This is a genomic window from Amycolatopsis sp. CB00013, assembly GCF_001905755.1.
Taxonomy (GTDB): Bacteria; Actinomycetota; Actinomycetes; order Mycobacteriales; family Pseudonocardiaceae; genus Amycolatopsis; species Amycolatopsis japonica.
On sequence record NZ_LIWC01000003.1, the window covers coordinates 1,388,205 to 1,407,471 of the forward strand.

A 19,267-nucleotide genomic window follows, 5' to 3' on the forward strand; every position below is an offset into this window, starting at 1 on the left:
GACCCGCCGGACCGACGCCCTAGTCGAACTTCAGTTCTTCGGTCCGCCGCGGCATCAGCAGCAGCGCGCCGACGCTGAGCACGGCGACCACCAGCATCGCCAGGAAGACGTGGTGCGTGGCGTCCGCGAGGGCGCCCCGCACGAACGTCGTCGTCGCGGTTTCCGGACCGTTGCCTTCCAGGACGACACTGGTCGCGTCGACGCCGGACGGCAGGCCGGTGACCCCGGCCGGCGGGTTGGCGAAGCGGTTCGCCAGGGTCGCGTTCGCGATCGCGCCGAAGATCGCCACCCCGACCGCGCTGCCCAGCGAACGGCTGAACATGTTGGTCGCGGTGACGACGCCGCGGCGTTCCCAGCCGATGGTGGACTGCACGGCGATCAGCGTCGGGCTCGACGCCAGCCCCAGTCCCAGCCCGAGGACGAACGCGGCCGCGGCCGCCAGCCAGATCGACGAACCCGCCGCGAGGAACACCGTGAGCGCCGCACCCGCGATGACTGCCCCGCTGCCGATCAGCGCGGTGTCCCGGAACCCGATCCGCATGTAGATCCGGCCCGCCAGCGACGCCGAGATCGGCCACCCGACGGTCAGCGCGGCCAGCGCGAATCCGGCGACGAGCGCGCCGGTGCCGAGGACGCCCTGCGAGAAGGTCGGCAGATACGACGTCAGCCCCATCAGCAGCATGCCGACGACGACGGCGACCAGGTTGCCGCCGATCAGGGTCCGTTTGGTGAAGATCCACAGTGGCAGCACGGGCTCTTCGGCCTTGCGCTCCACGAACACGAACGCCACCAGCAGGACCGCCGCGGCGGCGAAGATCCCCAGGCTCGGCGCGGACGCCCAGCCCCAGGCGACCCCGCCCTCCAACAGGCCGAGGATCAGAAGCGAGCAGCCGAGGGTGAGCAGCGTGGCGCCGAGGTAGTCGATGCGGTGCGAGCGGCGTTCGACGCGCTCGCGGAAGTTCCGGAACAGCATCCACGCCGCCAGCGCGCCGAGCGGCAGGTTGATGAAGAAGATCCAGCGCCAGTCGAGGTATTCGGCGAACACGCCGCCCAGCGTCGGCCCGACCACCGACGAGATGGCCCACACGCTGGCGAGATAGCCCTGCACCCTGGCGCGTTCCTCGACGGTGTACATGTCGCCGACCATGGTCAGCGCGATCGGCTGGATGGCGCCCGCGCCGATGCCCTGCACCGCGCGGGCGGCGATCAGCACGGGCATGCTCCAGGCCGCGCCGCAGAGCACCGAGCCCAGCAGGAACGCCGCGATCCCGAAGAACATCACCGGACGCCTGCCGAGCACGTCGGCGAACTTGCCGTACAGCGGAACGGTGACCGCCTGGGTCAGCAGATAGATCGAGAACAGCCACGGGAACTGCGAGAACCCGCCCAGATCGGCGACCACCGAGGGGACCGCCGTGGCGATGATGGTCGAGTCCAGCGCGATCAGGCCGGAACACAGCATCACGGCGATCAGGACGGGACCGCGTTCGGACCGGAAACCGACCCCTTCCTTCGCGGTGACCGGGGCCGGGGTGGTCATCTGTGACGGTCTCCTCAGGCTCATGAACGACGTCAACTACTTCGCATGGGTAAGCATTCCACGGAGACACCCGGTCATGGGACCGATTTTTTCCGTGAGCTATCCCGCAAAATGGATCAGATGAGCACCTGGATCCGCCCGATCGACCGTGGCTGGGTAGTCCGCGACACCGTCCCGGGGCCCGACGTCGACGAGTTCGCCGACCCGGACCGGGTGGCCGCCGCGCTCGCCGGGGCCCGCGGCGACAGCCTGCTGGCGGTCCAGCATCCGGCGAGAACACCGGCCGCGCTGGCGGGCGGGCTCGCGATCGAGGCGGCGTTGCCGCAGGCCAGGGCGACGTTCGAGCGGATCCGGGAGCGGCACTATCGCCCGGTCTCCGCCGTGGTGGCGCCGTATCGCATCGACGGGCCGGACGGCGTCGCGCTCGGCGTGCTCTGCCTCGTCGATCCCGCCGCGGTCCGCGACGACGGCGTGACCCGGGTCCGGCACACCGAGGACGTCTATCCGGACGTCGTCGCGGAACGGGCCGCGATGCTCGCCGGGCTCGGTGTCGCGACGAGCGCCGCGATGCTGGTCCCCGCGACCGGTGGCCGCGAGCTGACCGCGCTGATCGAACGGATCTGCCGCGGCCGGGTCCCCAGCCTGTCCACAGTGGACGGCGCGGGCCGCAAGCACGAACTGTGGCTCACCGGCCCCGGCGAAGACCAGGACGAACTGCTGGCGACCCTGGACGGTCTGGATCTCCTGGTCGCGGACGGAAACCACCGCGTCGCGGCAGCGGCGGCCTCCGGGCGCGGCGCGTTGCTGGCGCTGGTCACCGGCGGGCCGGGGCTGCGGATCGGGCCCATCCACCGGGTGCTCGCCGGCACCGGTCTCGACGTGGACACCCTGGTCCGGCGCTGGACGGAGGCGGGGTACGACGTCCGTCCCGGCCCGGCGGATCCGCCGTCCGAGGCGGGCGAGGTGACCGTCGTGGCGGGGACGACGGCCTTCCGGGTGTCGCTCGGCAAGGCGGGCGGCGACCACGCGGTGGTCGAACAGGAGCTGCTCCGCGGGGCGCTCGGCGTCGATCCGGAAGGTCCGAACGTGCGCCCGTTGCTGCCCGGCGCGCCGGTGCCCGAGGGCGCGGACGCGGTGCTGCTGCTGGCCCCGGTCCCGTACGCGGAGGTGCTCGCCGTGCACGCGGCCGGGGCGCGGATGCCGAGGAAGGCCACCTATTTCACGCCGAAACCACGCAGCGGGCTCCTCCTGGCCGAGCTCTGACGTCGCGCTTTTGTCGGTGGCGCGGCTTAGGATCGCCTCGTGGAACTGCCCGTGATGCCGCCCGTCAAGCCGATGCTGGCCAAGGCCGTGCACCAACTGCCGCGCACGCCTGGGCTGCTGTACGAGCCGAAGTGGGACGGCTTCCGCTGCGTGGTCTTCCGCGACGGTGACGAGGTCGTGCTGGGCTCCCGTAACGACAGGCCGCTGACGAGGTACTTCCCCGAGCTGGTCGAGCTGCTCAAGGAAGCGCTGCCCGAGCGCTGCGTCGTCGACGGCGAGATCGTGCTGGTCACCGAGGGCGGGCTCGATTTCGAGGCGCTCCAGCTGCGCCTGCATCCGGCGGCGTCCCGGGTGAAGATGCTGGCCGAGGAGACGCCGTCCAGTTTCGTCGTGTTCGACCTGCTCGCCCTGGACGAGCGGGATCTCACGCCGGAACCGTTCGGGCAGCGGCGGAAGCTGCTCGAAAGCGTGGTCGACACGCAGTTCGCCCGGGTGCACCTCACCCCGCTGTCCGAGGATCCCGACGTCGCGCAGGACTGGTTCACCCGCTTCGAGGGCGCGGGCTTCGACGGCGTGATGGCCAAGCCCGCCGACGCGCCGTACGAGCAGGACAAGCGGGTGATGTGGAAGGTCAAGCACCAGCGCACCGCGGACTGCGTCGTCGCCGGATTCCGATGGCACAAGGACGGGGTGGGGATCGGGTCGCTGCTGCTCGGGCTCTACGACGACGACGGCATCCTGAACCACGTGGGCGTGGCCAGCAGTTTCACCGCCGCGAGGCGCCGCGAGCTGGTGGACGAGCTCGCGCCGCTGCGGGAAAACGCGCTGGAGGACCATCCGTGGCGCGAGTGGGCCGCGGCTCATGAGGAAGCGGGCGGCCGGATGCCGGGGGCGGGCAGCCGGTGGGCGCCGAACAAGGACCTGAGCTGGGAGCCGGTCCGCATAGAATGGGTCGCCGAGGTCCGCTACGAACACGTCGAGGGCACCCGGTTCCGTCATGGCGGGAGGCTCGTGCGCTTCCGTCCCGACCGCGAGCCCGCCTCGTGCACGTACGCGCAGCTCGAAGAGGTCCCGCCCGCCGAGCTGGCCACCTTGTTCACGGAGTTGGGGGAAACATGAAAGCGGAGCCGGTCACGCTGGATCTCGACGGCGTCGAGTTCGCGGTGTCCAATCCGGGCAAGGTCTACTTCCCGGAGCGCGGCGAGACCAAATTGGACCTCGTCGAGTACTACCGCGCGGTCTCGGTCCCGCTGCTGGCGCAGCTCGGCGGCAGGCCCCTGTTGCTGGAGCGCTATCCCGACGGGGCCGGCGGGAAATCGTGGTACCAGAAGCGCGTCCCGAAGAACGCTCCCGGCTGGCTGACCACAACGGTGGTGTCCACTCCGAACGGGACCACCGCGGACGCGCTCGTGGCGAAGGACCTCGCACACCTCATCTGGGCGGTCAACCAAGGTTGCCTCGGTTTCCACGTCTGGCCGAACCGGGCCGACACACCGGACATCAGCGACCAGTTGCGTATCGACCTCGACCCGTCGCCGGGGATCGGGTTCCCCGAGTTACGGCACGGTGCCGTCCTCACGAAGGCGTTGCTCGAAGAGCTGGGCATCACGGCGCAGCTGAAGACCTCGGGTTCGCGCGGACTCCATCTCTACGTGCCGCTGGAACCGAAATGGGACGGCTACGAGGTCCGCGCGGCCGCCGTCGCGCTCGCCCGCGAACTCGAACGCCGCCACCCGGACGAGATGACGGCGCAGTGGTGGAAGGAAGAACGCGGTTCCCGCGTGTTCGTCGACTTCAACCAGAACGCGCCGCACAAGACGGTGTTCGGCGCCTGGTGTGTGCGGCCGCGGGTCGGCGGGCAGGTCTCGACGCCGATCGGCTGGGACGAACTGGAGACCATCGAGCCGGACAAGCTCACTCTGTCCACTGTGCCCGCCCGTCTCGCCGAACGCGGAGACCCTTGGGCGGCAACGGAACCGCAGTCGATCGAGCCGCTGCTGGAAATGTCCAGGAAGGACATGGCGAACGGGCTCATGGACGCGCCTTGGCCGCCCGTCTACCCGAAGATGCCGAACGAGCCGCCCCGGGTCGCGCCGAGCAGGGCGAAGAAAGAAGGCGTTTAGTCCTCTGAATGCGATCCTTGCGCGCGCAAGGATCGCATTCAGAGGACTAAACGCGGGTCAGAGCGGCAGGTCGAAAGCGAGTTGCGTGTTCACGGCGGGTTCGGCCTTCCGGCCGGACCGGTGACCGGGCAGGGTCGCGGCGCAGCGCGGGCACGGGGCGACGTCGGTGGTGGTGAGATCCACCGGCGTCCACAGGCGGGATTCCTTGTCCCCGCAGGCGGAACGCCGGTACCGGAGGTCTTCGGAGCGGGTCATCAGATGCGCGGCGGGGGAGTCCTCCGGCAGCGCGCCGACCAGGTACCAGCGTCCGGCGGTGTTCGTCATGGAACTGTCCTCCCGATACAGGTGGTCCAGCTCGAGATTCCTTCCGCAAAACAGTGTCAAGGAGACGCGCCGCGATTCCCGGTATTTCGGCCTTCGGCGTGTCTCGACCCGATTCAGTCCTGAATGAACCGCAGCACGCGCAGCATGCCGCGTTCGTCGACGACCTCGGGATCGTCCGCGACACAGGCTTCGAGGCGCGCGGTGACGGCCTCGGTGTCGATCCCCGAACCGATCAGCACCAGTTCGCTCCGACGCGGGAGGCCGGATGGCCACGCCGACCGGTCCAGCTGGATGAACGAGCCGACCGTGTGCAGGCCGAAGCGGGACCGCGCGCCGTTCGGGCCGAAGTCGAGGAAACCCTTGATCCGGTAGAGCCCGCCAGGGCGCTGTTCGAGGAAATCCATCAGCCGTCGCGGGTCCAGCGGGCGTTCGGTGGTGAAGGCGACGCTGTCGTACGCGGTGTGGAAGTGGTGCTCGTGGTCGTGCTCCTCCTCGCGGAGGTCGTCGAACGACATCTGGCCCGCCCGTTCGCGCGGCCGGGCGTCGAAGAACAGGGTGGGGTCGATCCGGCCGTGGGAGGTCGCGATCACCGGCGTGCCGGGCGCGATCTCGTCGATCGTGCCGCGCAGTTTGGCCAGGGTCTCCTCGTCGGCCCGGTCGGTCTTGTTGAGGACGACCAGGTCGGCGAACCCGAGGTGCTCGTCCAGTTCCGGGTGCCGCTTCCTGGTCGACTCGAACTCGGCGGCGTCGACGAGCTCGACCAGTCCGCCGTAGGCGATGACGGGGTTCTCGCTGGCGATCATCAGGCGGATGAGGTCACGCGGTTCGGCGAGCCCGCTGGCCTCGATCACGATGACGTCGATCCCCGCCTCGGCCTCGGAAAGCTTCGCGAGCATGGCGTCGAGGCCGCTCGCGTCGACGGCGCAGCACAGGCAGCCGTTGCCGAACGACATCATGGTGTCGACCTGGCCGGAGACGGCCATCGCGTCGACCGCGATGCTGCCGAAGTCGTTGACCACGACCCCGATCCGCGCACCCTGCCGGTTGGCCAGCAGGTGGTTGAGCAGGGTGGTCTTGCCGGAGCCGAGGAAGCCCGCGACCAGGATGACCGGAATCCGCCTGTCGACCACGATTTTCCTTTCTCCTCGGAGCTCCCCGCACTCTAGCGACGGTGGAGGCGGGTCAATACACCGGCAGGGGGAAAGAGTAGAAGAGTCAGGGAGCGAATACGCTCGAAAGAGTGATAAATGACGATCATAAAGTGATCTTGGATGCATGTGATCGTTTTGTTCGAGGAAATTCGGTGAATATCCCGCGAAGTCTTACTCAATTCCAAATATTGTCGTCGGCAAGCTTTCTGCCTGCCGAAATGTCATCGTGGTCGAAGCTTCTGCCATTTGGTGGATCGTGGCCGTCTTTCTGTGGGGTATCGTCTTTCGTCTGGTCCGGACCCGGCCAGCTCGCCGATCAGGCATGAGCCTCCGGGCATTTCCGAGTGCAGGAGGAATGGTGATCGTTCCCGCCGCCGGTGCCGGCGTCGAATTCGGAGAGTGGGAGGCCGAGGTGGCGACGGCGTCCATGCGGGTGACGGATATCCCTCGCTTGCCTCCGGAGGTACGGCCGCGGGAACGGAGCGTGGACGTGGCGGAGGCCGAAGAGTTCCTCCGGCTCTTCCATGCCGAAACGGACGGCGGGCAGGCGCGGCTTCACGCCCGGCTCGACCGGGTCCGTGCCGAGATCGACGCGACCGGCACCTACCGGCACACGACGGCCGAGCTCGAATTCGGCGCCCGGGTGGCCTGGCGGAACTCCGCCCGGTGCATCGGCAGGCTGTACTGGCAGGGGCTGAAGGTGCGAGACCGCCGCGACGTCGAGGGCGCCGCCGCCATCGCCGACGAGTGTGTCACCCATTTGCGAGAGGCGACCCGGGGCGGCCGGATCCGCTCGACCATCACCGTGTTCGCGCCGGACGGCCCGGCGGGGCCCGGTCCGAAGATCCACAACGATCAGCTCGTCCGGTACGCGGGCTACCGCCTCGGCGACGGCTCGGTGCTGGGCGACCCGCGCCACGCCGACTTCACCGAGACCGTCCGGGAGCACGGCTGGCGGCCGCCCGAACGGAAGGGTTCCTTCGACGTCCTCCCGCTCCTGATCGAGACCGAGCAGGGGGAGCGGAGCCTGTTCCGGCTGCCGCCGGACGCGGTACTGGAGGTCCCGTTGTCGCATCCCGACCACCGGTGGTTCGCCGGGCTCGGCCTGCGCTGGCACGCGGTACCGGCGATCAGCAACATGCGGCTGGTCATCGGCGGGCTCACCTACCCCGCGGCGCCGTTCAACGGCTGGTACCTCGCCACCGAGGTCGGCGCGCGCAACCTCGCCGACGCCGACCGCTACGACCTGCTGCCGGTGATCGCCGATCTGATGGGCCTGTCGACGAAGTCGGAACGCACCCTGTGGCGCGACCGCGCGCTGGTGGAACTGACGCTGGCCGTGCAGCACTCCTTCGACGCGGCGGGCGTGACCGTCGCCGACCACCACACCGAATCGCGGCGGTTCCTCACGCATATCGCCAAGGAGGAACGCGCGGGACGCCGTTGCCAGGCCGAGTGGAGCTGGATCGTCCCTCCGCTGTCCGGCGGCCAGACCGCCGTGTTCCACCGCTACTACGACGAACCCGATCCGGCCGCGAGGCCGGCGTTCCTGCCTCCCGGGTAGGGCTCCGACGGGTGAAGAGGTGAGCCGAATGCGGCGTGTCGATGGGCTGAACGGTGGCACGGGTTGCGGCCGCGCGGACAATGGGGACATGACCGCAGTGCTCGTCGTCCACGCCGGCCGATCCGGCGGGACCAGGGAGATCGCCGAGGTGATCGCCGCCGAGCTGCGGGAAGGCGGGCTGACGGCCGATCTGCTGGACGCGGCCGAAGTCGAGGACGTCGAGCCGTACGGCGCGGTGATCGTGGGAAGCGCGCTGTATCACCGGCGCTGGCGCCCGGAGGCGGTCCGTCTGCTCACCGAGCACGAGGAGGCGCTGCGGAACCGCCCCGTCTGGTTGTTCCACAGCGGGCCGTGCGGGCCGCTCGCCGCGGGCAAACGGGTGAGCCTGCCCGCCGGGGTCGCCCTGCTGGCCGCGAGGATCGACGCCGAACGCACGGCCACCTTCGGCGGAAGGCTCACCCCGGACACCGCGAGCGGGCTGTTCTGGAAGATCATGGCGGCGGGCCCGTGGGCGGGCGATTTCCGCGACTGGCCGTCGATCCGGGCCTGGGCCCGCGACGTCGGCCGCCGCGTGCGCATCCGGGTCGCCCTCTGAATGTCTGTAGGTGAACCCGCGACCGCGATCGACGTCGGCAGGGCGCTCGCTGGGAAAGCACGTCACGACGGCGGATCGGGCGCCCTGCCACCGCGATAGCGGGGCCTTCGGCCGGGGCGGGTTCACGCGTATGTCACTTTCCCGAGTACACCTCTGCTCCGCAGTCACCCTCTGAATGTCTGTTTTCGTCGGTGCCCTGTCGTAGGGTTGATCCATGGAGGAAACACAGTTCACCGCGAAGCTGCTCAAGAGCCCGGAGAAGGGCGGCTGGACGTACGTGACCATGCCCGGCTCCGCCGAGTTCTTCGGCACCAGGGGACTGGTCAAGGTACGCGGGACGATCGACGGGCATCCGTTCCGGAGTTCGTTCATGGCGCTGGGGGACGGCACCCACAAGCTGCCGGTGAAGGCCGACCTGCGCAAGGCGATCGGCAAGGAGGAGGGCGACACCGTCGACGTCGTCCTGCTCGAAAGGCTCGAGGACTGAGTTGGCCACCGCATGGAAGCCGTCCCCGGTCATCAAGATCTACGAGGCGCTCGGCGCGGTGGCCGACGGGCGGGTCGAGATCGACGGTGACACGGCACGCGTCGCGTCGTCGGACAAGGCCAAGACATACGACGTCCGCCACGATCCGGCCGCGGGATCGATCACGGCCAACGACAACGGGTCCTACTGGCAGGGATATCTCGGCTACCCGGGCATCGCGTACCTGATGGAGCGCGGCGTGCTCGCCTACGACGGCGGCCTCACCGCCGGGCTGGCCGGTGTGCCGTGGAAGGAACTCGCCACCCGGTACCGCAACGACTGGGCGAAGGTGGAGAAACACGTTCGCGAAGACCTGTCCGAGAAGGGGGTGGATCTGGACCGGTTCGACGCCGGGCTCGCGGAGATCTCGAGCCGGCTGGAGGAATTGGCGCTCACCAAGCTTTCCCCGCGGCTGCGTCCGCCGAAGTGATCGAGGCGTTCTTCGCTTGACCTTGACTTAAGTCGAGGTCTTAGCGTGAGCCGGGTCAAGATCCCCGGGCACGTGAGGAGAACATCCCGATGGCTGTTTCGCTGGAACGGCGGGCGGACACCGCCCCGCCGCCGGACAAGGTTCCGGCCGAGGCCTGGCGGATGGCCTGGGTGATCGTGCTCGGCGCGTTCATGACCATGCTGGACACCACGGTCCTCGCGGTCGGGGCCGAGACACTCACCCGTGAGCTGGGCGCCGGAATCGCTTCCGTGCAATGGGTTTTCACCGCGTACCTGGTCGCGCTGGCGGTCGCGTTGCCGTTGTGCGGCTGGCTCAGCCGCCGCTTCGGCGCGGGCCGGGTCTGGCTGGTGTCGCTGGCGGCGTTCACCGTGGCTTCGGTGCTGTGCGCGCTCGCCGGGAACGTCGGCTGGTTGATCGGGCTGCGGGTCCTGCAGGGCCTCGCCGCCGGTCTGCTCCTGCCCGCCGGGCAGACGGTGCTCGGCCAGGCGGTCGGTCCCGCCCGGCTCGGGCGTGTCATGGGGACGCTGGGCATCGTGATGAGCGTCGGCCCGACGTTCGGCCCGGTTCTCGGCGGGGTCCTGCTGCGCGGTCTCTCCTGGCAATGGCTGTTCCTGATCAACATCCCGGTCGGCGTGATCGCGCTGGTACTCGGGCTGCGTTTGGTGCCTCGCGGTACGAAGGGCGCGGCGACCCGGCCCGACTGGCTCGGCTTCTCCCTGGTGAGCGCGGGAATCCCGGCGCTGCTGTACGGGCTCACCACCTGGGGTGAAGGTGGTGAGGAGTTCGGCGCGGGAGTGCTGGTGCCGCTCGTCGCCGGGGTCGTGCTGCTGGCGTTGTTCGTCCGGCGGTCGTGGGGCCGGGAGAACCCGGTGATGGACCTGACGTTGTTCCGGGGCCGCGTCTACACCGCGGCGGTCGCGTTGTCCTTCTTCGCCGCGCCCGCGTTGTTCGGCGCGCTTTTCCTGCTGCCGCTGTACTTCCAGGTGCTGGGCGGGAACGGGGTCGTCGAGACGGGGCTGCTGCTGATGGGGCTCGGGCTCGGTTCGGCGATCGCGTTGCCGATCTCCGGCAAGCTCACCGACCGCTACGGCGCGGGCCTGGTCGCCGCCTGGGGGAGTGTCGCGACGCTCGCCACCACCGTCCCCTTCGCCATCGGCGGTTTCCCGCCGGACGGTGTCGTCGTGCAGATCCTGTTGCTGGCCAGGGGAATCGCCGTGGCCTTCCTGCTGATGCCCGCGACGACGGCCGGATACGCGGCCGTCACCAAGGACCAGCTGCCCGACGCCGCCGCACAGATCAACATCGTCAGCCGGGTCGGCGGTGCCGCCGGGACGGCCTTGTTCGCCGTCGTACTGGCGAATCTGTTGCCCGCGGGCGCGGACGCGGCCTTCCGCGCGACGTTCTGGTGGCTCACCGCCGCGGCCGCGGTCGCCGCGTTGCTGGGCGCGAGGCTCTGGTGGGTGACGCGCCGCGCGTGACCTCGGTCCGTGAAGGCCTCCTTGAGGGACCCAGAGTCCCTCAAGGAGGCCTTCACGGACGCCCTGCTCAGCCGCAGTGTTCGGACGGGCTGTCGTACTTGCTCCCGCCCGCGGAACCGCCCCATTTCACGCATTTGCCCGCCGCGGCCGCCCGTACCGGACCGGCGAACCACGAGAACGAGCCCGAGTCGGTGATCCGGGCCGACCCCGACACCTCGAGGTAGGCCGACGTCGCGGTCGCGGTGCCCGCCGCTTCGCCCTTCATCGTGCTGACGCAGTTCTGTCCGTTGGAAGCGTTGTAGGACAGGTAAACCGTGCCGGCCGTCCCGAGTGGCGCCGAGTCGATCACGCCGTATCCGCCGCCGCAGACCGGGGCGCCGAGGGTCGTCTCGGTGACGGTCGAGAAGCGGATGGTCTCGTTGGCGTTGCCCGCCGGGCCCGCCTCGTACAGCACGCCGACCGAGCCCGACGAAAGCTGGACCATGTCGGAGTACGCGGCGTCACCGCTCCACACCAGGGTTCCGGCGGAGTTGCCCTGCCAGTTCGCGCCCTCGTCGAACGACGACCGCACGACGAGTTCCTTGCGGCGGTCGCAGACCGACGGCGCGGCGAACAGGATCCGGTTGTACTTGCCCGCCTTGTCGGTCGCGGTCATCCGCGCGGTCGAGGCCTGCACGACCGGCGTGATCAAGTCCTCCTCGAAGGTGAACTTGGTGGAGAAGCTCGCCCCGCCGTCGGAACTGATGGCGTAGGCACGGTTCTTCGCGCCGCCACTCAGGCATTTGTTGTCGTTGTTGGCCTGGTTGCGCGCCGCGGCGTATACGCGCCCGTCGAGCAGTTCGGTGACGCTGATCTCCTGCGGGTTGAGCCCGGCCGTCGTCGCCGGGGTGTCCGTGGCGCCGCGCTTCCACGTGACACCCTGGTCGTCGCTGTAGACGAGCGCGCCGCTGTTCTTGCCGTCGATGGTGTAACTCATCCCGGCGACGATCCGGCCGGCGTGCGCGCCGCGCGTCAGCACGATGCCGTGCGACGGGCCGGTCGCGAGCCAGCCCGGCGCGGTGTCGAACCCGAGTTGCGTGGTGAGCACCTTCGGCGCGGTCCACGTCTTGCCGTGGTCGTCGCTGATCGAGACGCGCGGAATCCGGTTGCAGTCCGGGTTCTTGACGCATTCCATCACCGACAGCAGCACGATCCGCCCGGTGGACGGGATCACGATCGGGGTCGGGTTTCCTTTGGTGTCACCGAAACCTTCGATGACGATCTTCGGGGCGCTCCAGGTCTTGCCGTTGTCGGCGGAGCGTTTCACGACGAGATCGATGTCGCCGCGGTCGTTGCAGAAGCTGGCGCCGCCGTTGCGTCCTTCGGCGAACGCGAGCAGCTCGCCGTTGTTCGCCTTGACGATCGCGGGGATTCTGAAGCAGTCGTAACCTTCTGTTTTCTGTTTGTACACCAACGTGTTCCCGACGGCGGCGGCCGAAATCCGGTCGCCGGTGGCCGGTGTGGCGAGGGAGGTGGCCGGGGTTGCGCCGACCGCCGCGGTGGCGACGAGGGCCGCGAACAGACCCTGTGCGACGCGGGAGATCTTCACGGGAGTGACTCCGTCCTGGGTTCGGTTCCGGGTGACGGGTCGTCAGAGTCCTTCCGGCTCGTACAGCCGTCGTACAAGAGACGTACAACCGGTTTCGCCGTTTGTGTCAGGTGACGCAGAACGGCGGCATCGTTCCTGCCAAACTCGTTCTCGTCGGACACGGCGCGAGATCGGCGGGGGAGGCCGATGAAGGTGATCGATCCGGAGAGGGTGAGGGACGGTCGATCGCCGGTTCGCGTCGTGGCGCCGGTGGGTCCGGTGTTCGGGACCCGCCGGCGGTCCCCGGCTCAGTGGTCGTCGGGGGCCAGTTGCCTGAGGTCGTTCAGGCTCCGGACGACCAGCCGCTGGCGGCCGGTGCTGAGCAGGCCGTCGGTGCGCAAGGTCCGCAGGGTCCGCGCGACGGCTTCCCGTGACGCGGACGCGAGTCCCGCCAGGTCGCGTTGGTTGATCTTCAGCGCGATCAGGGTGCCTTCGGCGACGGGCACGCCGTAGCGCTCGGCGAGGTCGACGAGGATGGCGGCGATGCGCTCGGCGGCGGTGCTGTCCCCGAATTCGGTACGGCGCGAGTTGGCGTAGCGCAGACGTGAGGTGATGATCCGGAGCAGGACCACGGAGATGCCGGGATGTTCGCGGAGCACGGAGTTGAACGCCCGCGCGGACAGCCACAGTCCGGTGACCGGCTCGACGGCGATCGCCGTGGCCGAGCGCAGGCTGCCGTCCATCGACGCCATCTCGCCGATGATGTCGCCCGGATCCCGCACGGCGAGCACGGCGTCGTAACCGCCGGTGGACACCGACGTGATCTTGACCCGTCCGGTCATCAGGATCAGCACCCAGTCCGAGCGGTCGCCCTCGCGGATGATCACCGTTCCCGCCGGGTACCGGCGCAGTTCGGCCTCGGCCCGCAGCGCCTTGCGCTGGCCGTCGTCGAGCAGCTCCCAGAGCCTGCCGGGTGCATCGTGCGGCTCCGCCGCCGGCTGAGTCATGCCTTCTCGTCGCCTCCGTGGGCGATCGTACGAGACGTCAACCGGGGAGCTCCTGGTACGCCTGGGAAAGGCGTTGGATCCCGTCGCGCAGCTGCGCGCCCGTCGCGGCGCTGACGTAGCTCAGGCGCAGATAGGGCCCCGGCGCCTCGGCCGCGAAGTACATCCTGCCCGGGGTGACCGCTACTCCCGCGCGGAAAGCGGCACTCGTCAGCGCTACTTCGTCGACGAAGCCGGGGAGCGGCTGCCACAGGTGGTAGCCCCCGGTCGGGACCGGGACGGCCTGCCAGGACGGCAGGAACTCCCGCAACGCCGAGACGGCCACGTCGCGGCGTTCCCGCAACGACGCCGCGAGAGTCCGCAGGTGCCGGGACCAAGCCGGGGAGCTCACCAGTTCGAGCGCGGTTTCCTGCAGCGGCCGCGGCACGAAGAAGCTCTCGACGGCGTGGAGCCCGCGCAGCCGTTCCAATGCGGGGCCGCGGGCGGCGAGCGCGCTGATCCGCAGGCTCGGCGACGCAGGTTTCGTGAGCGAGCGGATGTGCACCACGACCCCGTCGGGATCGTCGGCCACCAGCGGCGGCGGGGGAGCCGGGCTGCCGGGATGCGCCATCAGCCGGGCGAAATCGTCCTCGATCACGAAAGCACCCGCGGCACGGGCGATCCGCAGCACCTCGGCGCGGCGTTCGGCGCACAGCACCGCGCCGGTCGGGTTCTGGAACGCGGGCTGGCAGACGAACAACCGGGCGCCGGTCTCGCGGAAGGCGTCCGCGAGCAGTCCGGGCCGGACGCCGTCGCGGTCGATCGGCACCGGGACCGGCCGCAGCCCGGACGCCCGCGCGATCGCCAGCATCCCCGGGTACGTCGGGGATTCCACCAGCACCGGCGCGCCGGGAGCGCCGAGCGCGCGCAACGCCGTGGTCAGCGCGCTCTGCCCGCCCGAGGTGACCAGCACGTTCTCGACGTTCACCGGGCTGCCGATGTCGCGGGCGAACCAGGCCCGCAGTTCGGGCAGGCCGCAGATCGGCGGCCGCGTCCACGCGCCGGGACGGCGGCCGGCGCGGGCCGACGCCGCCGCGAGTTCGCGTTCCGGCTGGAGACTCGGATGCGTGTACCCGCCGTTGAGGTCGATGACGCCCGAAGGCGGGTCGCTCAGCGCGGTGAGCACGCCGCTCGCGTCGATCGCGCGGGTGCCGGACTGCGAGCTCAGCGCCACCTCCTGCCACGACACGTCGCCGGACACCGCCGCTTCACGAGGCGGCGGCGCGCGGAACACGCCGGCGCCGGGGCGGGTGATCACCAGTCCTTCGGCGGCCAGCGCGGCGATGGCGCGCGACACCGTCACCGGGCTCACCTTCAGCTCCCGGACCAGCTCCCGGCTGGACGGCAGCTTTCCATCGATCGGATAGCGATCCAAAGTGGACCGCAGCTGTATGACCAGGCTGGTGACGCTGCTACCATCGGACATGAGACTGGATGATAGCGCTATCGCGGACCGGGCAGTAGCGGTCCGCTCCGGGACCGCGCTGGCGGCGCTGGGTGTCCTCGCCTTCTCGTTCACGTTCCCCGCCACCGTGTGGGCGCTCAAGGGCTTCGACCCGTGGACCGCCACCGGGCTACGCAGTGTCCTGGCCGCGCTGGTCGCCGGTACCTGTCTCCGGGTCTTCCGGGTGCCGCTGCCGAGGCGCGACCAGTGGCGGGGCCTGGCCGTGGTCTCCCTCGGCTGTGTCCTCGCCTTCCCGATCCTGACCACGCTCGCGCTCAAGACGTCGTCGACGGCGCATTCCGCGGTGGTGATCGGCCTGCTGCCGCTGGCCACCGCCGTCATCTCCTCGAAGCTGACCGGGAACCGGCCGTCCCGCCGGTTCTGGCTCGCCGCCGCCGTCGGCGCGAGCGCGGTCGTGGTGTTCACCGTCGCGCAGAGCGGCGGCGGACTGTCCACAGCGGACCTGTTCCTGTTCGGCGCGCTCGTGCTGTGCGCGTTCGGGTACGCCGAGGGCGGCAGGCTGGCCAGGGAAATGCCCGGCTGGCAGGTGATCGCGTGGGGGCTGGTCCTCGCGCTCCCGGTCACCGCTTCGTTCGCCGTCTTCGGGCTCGCGACCGAGCCGTTGCACGTCACCGGCGAGGGGATCGCCGGTCTGCTCTACATCGCGCTCGTCTCGCAGTTCGGCGGATTCCTGGCCTGGTACCGGGGAATGGCCGAGATCGGCGTCGCGCGGGCGAGCCAGTTGCAGCTCGCGCAGCCGCTGCTGACACTGGTCTGGGCGGTCCTGCTGCTCGGTGAGCATCTCCCGGCCGCCGCTCCGGTCACCGCGCTGATCGTCGTCGCCTGCATCGTCGTGACCCAGCGGTCCCGCACCTAGATCAACGTCGCGAATCCGCCAGACCGCGGTGCCCGCGCGGTGATGGGCTGGAGCACATGACCGCTTCGACCCTCGACACCTCCGCGCGGACCCCGCTGAAGGGATGGCTCGCCGTCCTCGCGGTGACACTCGGGATCTTCTCCCTCGTCACCACGGAGATCCTGCCGATCGGCCTCCTGACCCCGATCGGCGAGGACTTCCGGATCACGCCGGGGACGGCGGGCCTGACCATGACCCTGCCGGGGTTCCTCGCCGCGCTCGCGGCCCCGGCCGTCACCGTCGCCGCCGGACGGCTCGACCGCCGGATCCTGCTGTGCGCGCTGATGGTGGTGCTGGCGCTGTCCGACGTCCTCGCGGCGACGGCGCACGCGTACTGGGCCGTGCTGGTCTCGCGAGTTCTCGTCGGGCTGGTGATCGGCGCCTTCTGGGCGATCGGGTCCGGGCTCGCCGCCCGGCTCGTCGGCCCGGAACGCGCGGGCACGGCGACCGCGGTGATCTTCTCCGCCGTCCCGCTCGGCTCCGTGCTGGGCGTGCCCGCGGGCACCTTCCTCGGCGAACTTTTCGGCTGGCGGGCGGCTTTCGCCGTGATGGCGGTGTTCACGGCCGGTGTCCTCGCGGCGCTGGCGTTGGCCTTGCCGCCCTTGCCATCGGCGGGCGCGACCCGGCTCGGCGTCCTGCGCGAGATGACCCGTCAGCGGGCGACCCGGCTCGGGCTGCTCGTCACGGTGCTGGTCGTGCTCGCCCATTTCGGGACCTACACCTACGTCACGCCGCTCCTGCGCCAGGTGACGCAGGTGAGCCCGGAGCTGATCACCGTCTTCCTGTTCGTCTACGGCACCGCCGGGATCGTCGGCAACTTCGCCGCCGGGGCGGCGATCGCGCGCGACCTCCGGCTGACCTTCCTCACCGCGGCGGGCCTGATCGGCGTGGTGACGTGCGCGTTGCCGTTCCTCGGCGACACGGAACCTGGCGCGCTCGCGCTGCTGGTGGTCTGGGGTTTCGCCTACGGTGCCGTCCCGGTCTGTTCGGGAACGTGGTTCGCGAGGGCGGCTCCGCAGGCGCCCGAGGCGGCGTCGGTCCTGTTCACCTCGTCGTTCCAGGCGACCCTCTCGGCGGGCGCGTTGCTCGGCGGACTGGTCGTCGACGCGGTGTCCGTCCCGGCCGTGATGGTCACCGGCGGCGTGGTCGCGCTGCTCGCGGTGGCGGTCCTCAGCCGAGCACGGTCAGCGTGACCAGCGCGGTGGTCCCGACCAGCAGGGTGGAGAGCAGCCCGAGCACCAGGGCACGGCCGCCGGTGCGGACGAGCGTGCCGATCCGGACCGCGCAGCCCAGCCCGAACAGCGCTCCGGCCAGCAGCAGCGTGCAGGCGATCTTGGCGACGTCGAGCGCGAGACCCGGCACGATCCCGGTGCTGCGCAGCGCGGCCATCGCCAGGAAGCCGATAACGAACAGAGGGACGAGCGGCGGCCGCTTGCCGTCGACGGGACGATTCCGTTCGTGCACGCCGACCGCGGCGACCATGGGGGCGAGCAGGACCACCCGGCTGAGCTTGATCACGATGGCGACCGCGATGGCGGCACTGCCCGCGGGGGTGGCCGCGGCGACGACCTGCGCGACCTCGTGCACGCTGAGCCCGGCCCATTCACCGATGCGGGCCGCGTCGAGCCGCAGCCAGCCGCCGATCAACGGGACCGCGGCGATGGCGAGCCCGCCGTAGAAGGTGACCAGCGCGACCGCGGTCGCGACGTCCGAGTCCTCGCGTTTCACCACGCCTTCCATGGCGGCGATGGCGGACGCGCCGCAGATCGAGAATCCGGTCGCGACCAGCATCGCCAGGCCGCGTGGCACGCCGAGGAGCCTGCCGAGGCCGATGGTGCCGAGGAACGTGATGCCGACCGTGAGCACGACGGCGAGCAGGGTGCCGGGGCCGAGCGCGAGGACGGCCGGGAGCGAGAGCTGGAGACCGAGCAGTACGACGCCGGCGCGAAGCAGCTTCTTGGTGATCCCGGCGATGGCCTTCCGGGTCTCCTCCGACACCGACGACAGCGAACCGGTGAGGATGCCGAGCACGACGGCGATGGTGAGCGCGCTGACGACCGGGAAAGCGGTGCCGACCAGGTACGCGGCGCCCACTCCGGCGCCGGTGACGGCCAAGGCCGTGAGGTAGGGCTTCGTCGGTCTCGCGTGCGTGGTGCTCATGGTTCGAGCTTCGCCCGGCCGGCCTGGCCTCGGTAGCCGGGAATACCGGGGGTAGGTCATACACTTGGGCTATGACCACACCCGATCTGGACTCCCTGCGCCTGCTCGTGCTCGTGGACGAGCTCGGCAGTATCGGGCAGGCCGCGGCCAGCCTCGGGATCGCGCAGCCGTCCGCGAGCAAACGACTGTCCACAGTCGAGCGACGGCTGGGGCTGGTGCTGGTCGACCGTACGCGGCGCGGCTCCGCGCTCACCCCCGACGGCCGGGTCATCGCGGGCTGGGCGCATCGCGTGCTGTCCGAACTCGACGGTCTGCTCGACGGCGCCGAGGCGCTGCGCACCCAGCACGAGGCGCATCTGCGGGTCGCCGCGAGCATGACGCTGGCCGAGTACCTGGTGCCGGGCTGGATCGGCGAGCTCAAACGCGGCGACCCCGGGCTGTATCTCGGGCTGGAGGTCACCAACTCCGACCAGGCCGCCGAAATGGCGCGCGAGGGCAAGGTCGATCTCGGCTTCGTCGAATCGCCCGGTTCGCTGCCCGGCCTCTCGTCCCGTCGGGTGGCGACCGACCGTCTCGTCCTCGTCGTGCCCGCGAGTCATCCGTGGGCGCGCAAACGCCGCCCGGTGACCGCGGCCGAGCTGGCGATCACGCCGCTCGTGGTGCGTGAACTCGGTTCCGGGACCAGGGAGACGGTGGACGCCGCACTGCGCAAGGCCGGGGTCGGTCCGGCGAAACCGTTGCTGGAACTGGGTTCCGCCTCCTCCGTCCGCAACGCGGTGATCGCGGGCGCCGGACCGGCGGTGATCAGCGAGCTCGCCATCGCCCGGGACGTCGCCGATCGACGGCTCGTCGCGGTCGCGGTGGACGGCGTCGACTTCGGCCGGGAGCTGCGCGCGGTGTGGCCCGCCGGGCGGCGGCTCGCCGGTCCGGCCGCGGAACTGCTGGGCATCGCCGTCCGGAATGCGAAATCCCGCTGATTCCCTTCATGTTTTTCGCGCGTGATACCGAAACTCCCGGCGCCGGGCTACCGACGATAGGGCGAAAGGGAGTCGATTTCCGGAAATGGGTACGGACCACTGAATCCGGTGGTCCGACGAAAGCGGAATGGTGAACTCCGGGTAA

At 70.2% G+C, this 19,267-nt stretch carries 18 protein-coding genes; 11 read left to right on the plus strand and 7 right to left on the minus strand.

The features are described 5' to 3' along the window. Window positions 1-19: 19 nt before the first annotated feature. Complete coding sequence (locus AMK34_RS26065) at window positions 20-1,540, minus strand: MDR family MFS transporter (protein ID WP_038515321.1); 1,521 nt, start codon at window positions 1,538-1,540, stop codon at window positions 20-22. Window positions 1,541-1,651: 111 nt separating this feature from the next. Between AMK34_RS26065 and AMK34_RS26070 the strand changes: the two genes are divergently transcribed. Genes AMK34_RS26070 through ligD form a run of 3 tightly spaced genes read left to right on the plus strand, consistent with a single transcriptional unit; the run spans window position 1,652 to window position 4,926 of the window. Next, window positions 1,652-2,803, plus strand: coding sequence for a DUF1015 family protein (locus tag AMK34_RS26070; RefSeq protein WP_083649985.1), 1,152 nt, complete (start codon window positions 1,652-1,654; stop codon window positions 2,801-2,803). A 39-nt stretch (window positions 2,804-2,842) separates the two neighbouring features. Beyond that, window positions 2,843-3,922: an ATP-dependent DNA ligase gene (locus AMK34_RS26075; RefSeq protein WP_198941741.1), complete on the plus strand. Its 1,080-nt coding sequence runs from the start codon at window positions 2,843-2,845 to the stop codon at window positions 3,920-3,922. Then, entirely contained in the window at window positions 3,919-4,926 is a 1,008-nt protein-coding gene (gene ligD, locus AMK34_RS26080; protein WP_073847080.1) for a non-homologous end-joining DNA ligase, read from the plus strand. Before AMK34_RS26075 ends, ligD begins: the two co-directional genes overlap by 4 nt. A gap of 57 nt (window positions 4,927-4,983) precedes the next feature. Here ligD and AMK34_RS26085 read toward each other — a convergent pair whose 3' ends face one another. Then, a complete protein-coding gene (locus AMK34_RS26085; RefSeq protein WP_038515319.1) occupies window positions 4,984-5,250 on the minus strand; it encodes a hypothetical protein in 267 nt (88 codons plus the stop codon). Window positions 5,251-5,363: 113 nt separating this feature from the next. Continuing rightward, complete coding sequence (locus tag AMK34_RS26090; RefSeq protein ID WP_038515318.1) at window positions 5,364-6,380, minus strand: CobW family GTP-binding protein; 1,017 nt, start codon at window positions 6,378-6,380, stop codon at window positions 5,364-5,366. Between the two features lie 376 nt (window positions 6,381-6,756). Between AMK34_RS26090 and AMK34_RS26095 the strand changes: the two genes are divergently transcribed. The 5 genes from AMK34_RS26095 (at window position 6,757) to AMK34_RS26115 (ending at window position 11,015) form a co-directional block, all read left to right on the plus strand. Then, window positions 6,757-7,965 (plus strand): nitric oxide synthase oxygenase, encoded by a 1,209-nt coding sequence (locus AMK34_RS26095; RefSeq protein WP_073847081.1) that lies wholly within the window; start codon window positions 6,757-6,759, stop codon window positions 7,963-7,965. An 88-nt stretch (window positions 7,966-8,053) separates the two neighbouring features. Further along, window positions 8,054-8,560, plus strand: a complete 507-nt coding sequence (locus AMK34_RS26100) for a flavodoxin domain-containing protein (RefSeq protein ID WP_073847082.1) — start codon at window positions 8,054-8,056, stop codon at window positions 8,558-8,560. Between the two features lie 214 nt (window positions 8,561-8,774). Continuing rightward, window positions 8,775-9,047: a DUF1905 domain-containing protein gene (locus AMK34_RS26105; RefSeq protein ID WP_038515315.1), complete on the plus strand. Its 273-nt coding sequence runs from the start codon at window positions 8,775-8,777 to the stop codon at window positions 9,045-9,047. Between the two features lies 1 nt (window position 9,048). Next, the gene (locus AMK34_RS26110) at window positions 9,049-9,516 is read left to right on the plus strand and encodes a hypothetical protein (protein ID WP_038515314.1); all 468 of its coding nucleotides are present in this window, start codon (window positions 9,049-9,051) and stop codon (window positions 9,514-9,516) included. 89 nt (window positions 9,517-9,605) lie between these two features. Beyond that, window positions 9,606-11,015 (plus strand): DHA2 family efflux MFS transporter permease subunit, encoded by a 1,410-nt coding sequence (locus AMK34_RS26115; RefSeq protein ID WP_073847083.1) that lies wholly within the window; start codon window positions 9,606-9,608, stop codon window positions 11,013-11,015. A 67-nt stretch (window positions 11,016-11,082) separates the two neighbouring features. Here AMK34_RS26115 and AMK34_RS26120 read toward each other — a convergent pair whose 3' ends face one another. The 3 genes from AMK34_RS26120 to AMK34_RS26130 all read right to left on the minus strand — a co-directional run bounded on the left by AMK34_RS26120 (window position 11,083) and on the right by AMK34_RS26130 (window position 15,051). Beyond that, on the minus strand, window positions 11,083-12,603 hold the full coding sequence (locus AMK34_RS26120) for a sialidase family protein (protein WP_073847084.1): 1,521 nt from the start codon (window positions 12,601-12,603) through the stop codon (window positions 11,083-11,085). Window positions 12,604-12,890: 287 nt separating this feature from the next. After that, window positions 12,891-13,589 carry a Crp/Fnr family transcriptional regulator gene (locus AMK34_RS26125; protein WP_051972572.1) on the minus strand — a complete coding sequence of 233 codons (699 nt, stop codon included), beginning with the start codon at window positions 13,587-13,589 and terminating at the stop codon, window positions 12,891-12,893. 37 nt (window positions 13,590-13,626) lie between these two features. Further along, on the minus strand, window positions 13,627-15,051 hold the full coding sequence (locus AMK34_RS26130) for an aminotransferase-like domain-containing protein (RefSeq protein WP_038515312.1): 1,425 nt from the start codon (window positions 15,049-15,051) through the stop codon (window positions 13,627-13,629). Here AMK34_RS26130 and AMK34_RS26135 point away from each other — a divergent pair. Together AMK34_RS26135 and AMK34_RS26140 are read left to right on the plus strand one after the other, a co-directional pair. After that, the gene (locus AMK34_RS26135; RefSeq protein WP_073847085.1) at window positions 15,050-15,946 is read left to right on the plus strand and encodes a DMT family transporter; all 897 of its coding nucleotides are present in this window, start codon (window positions 15,050-15,052) and stop codon (window positions 15,944-15,946) included. The two genes, AMK34_RS26130 and AMK34_RS26135, sit on opposite strands and share 2 nt — an antisense overlap. 56 nt (window positions 15,947-16,002) lie before the next feature. Beyond that, a complete protein-coding gene (locus AMK34_RS26140; protein WP_083649986.1) occupies window positions 16,003-17,178 on the plus strand; it encodes an MFS transporter in 1,176 nt (391 codons plus the stop codon). Here the strand turns inward: AMK34_RS26140 and AMK34_RS26145 are convergent. After that, window positions 17,156-18,145, minus strand: coding sequence for a YeiH family protein (locus tag AMK34_RS26145; protein ID WP_073847086.1), 990 nt, complete (start codon window positions 18,143-18,145; stop codon window positions 17,156-17,158). The two genes, AMK34_RS26140 and AMK34_RS26145, sit on opposite strands and share 23 nt — an antisense overlap. A 71-nt stretch (window positions 18,146-18,216) precedes the next feature. On the opposite strand from AMK34_RS26145, the gene AMK34_RS26150 reads away from it, so the two are divergent. Continuing rightward, window positions 18,217-19,122, plus strand: coding sequence for a LysR family transcriptional regulator (locus AMK34_RS26150; protein ID WP_073847087.1), 906 nt, complete (start codon window positions 18,217-18,219; stop codon window positions 19,120-19,122). Window positions 19,123-19,267 lie beyond the last annotated feature (145 nt).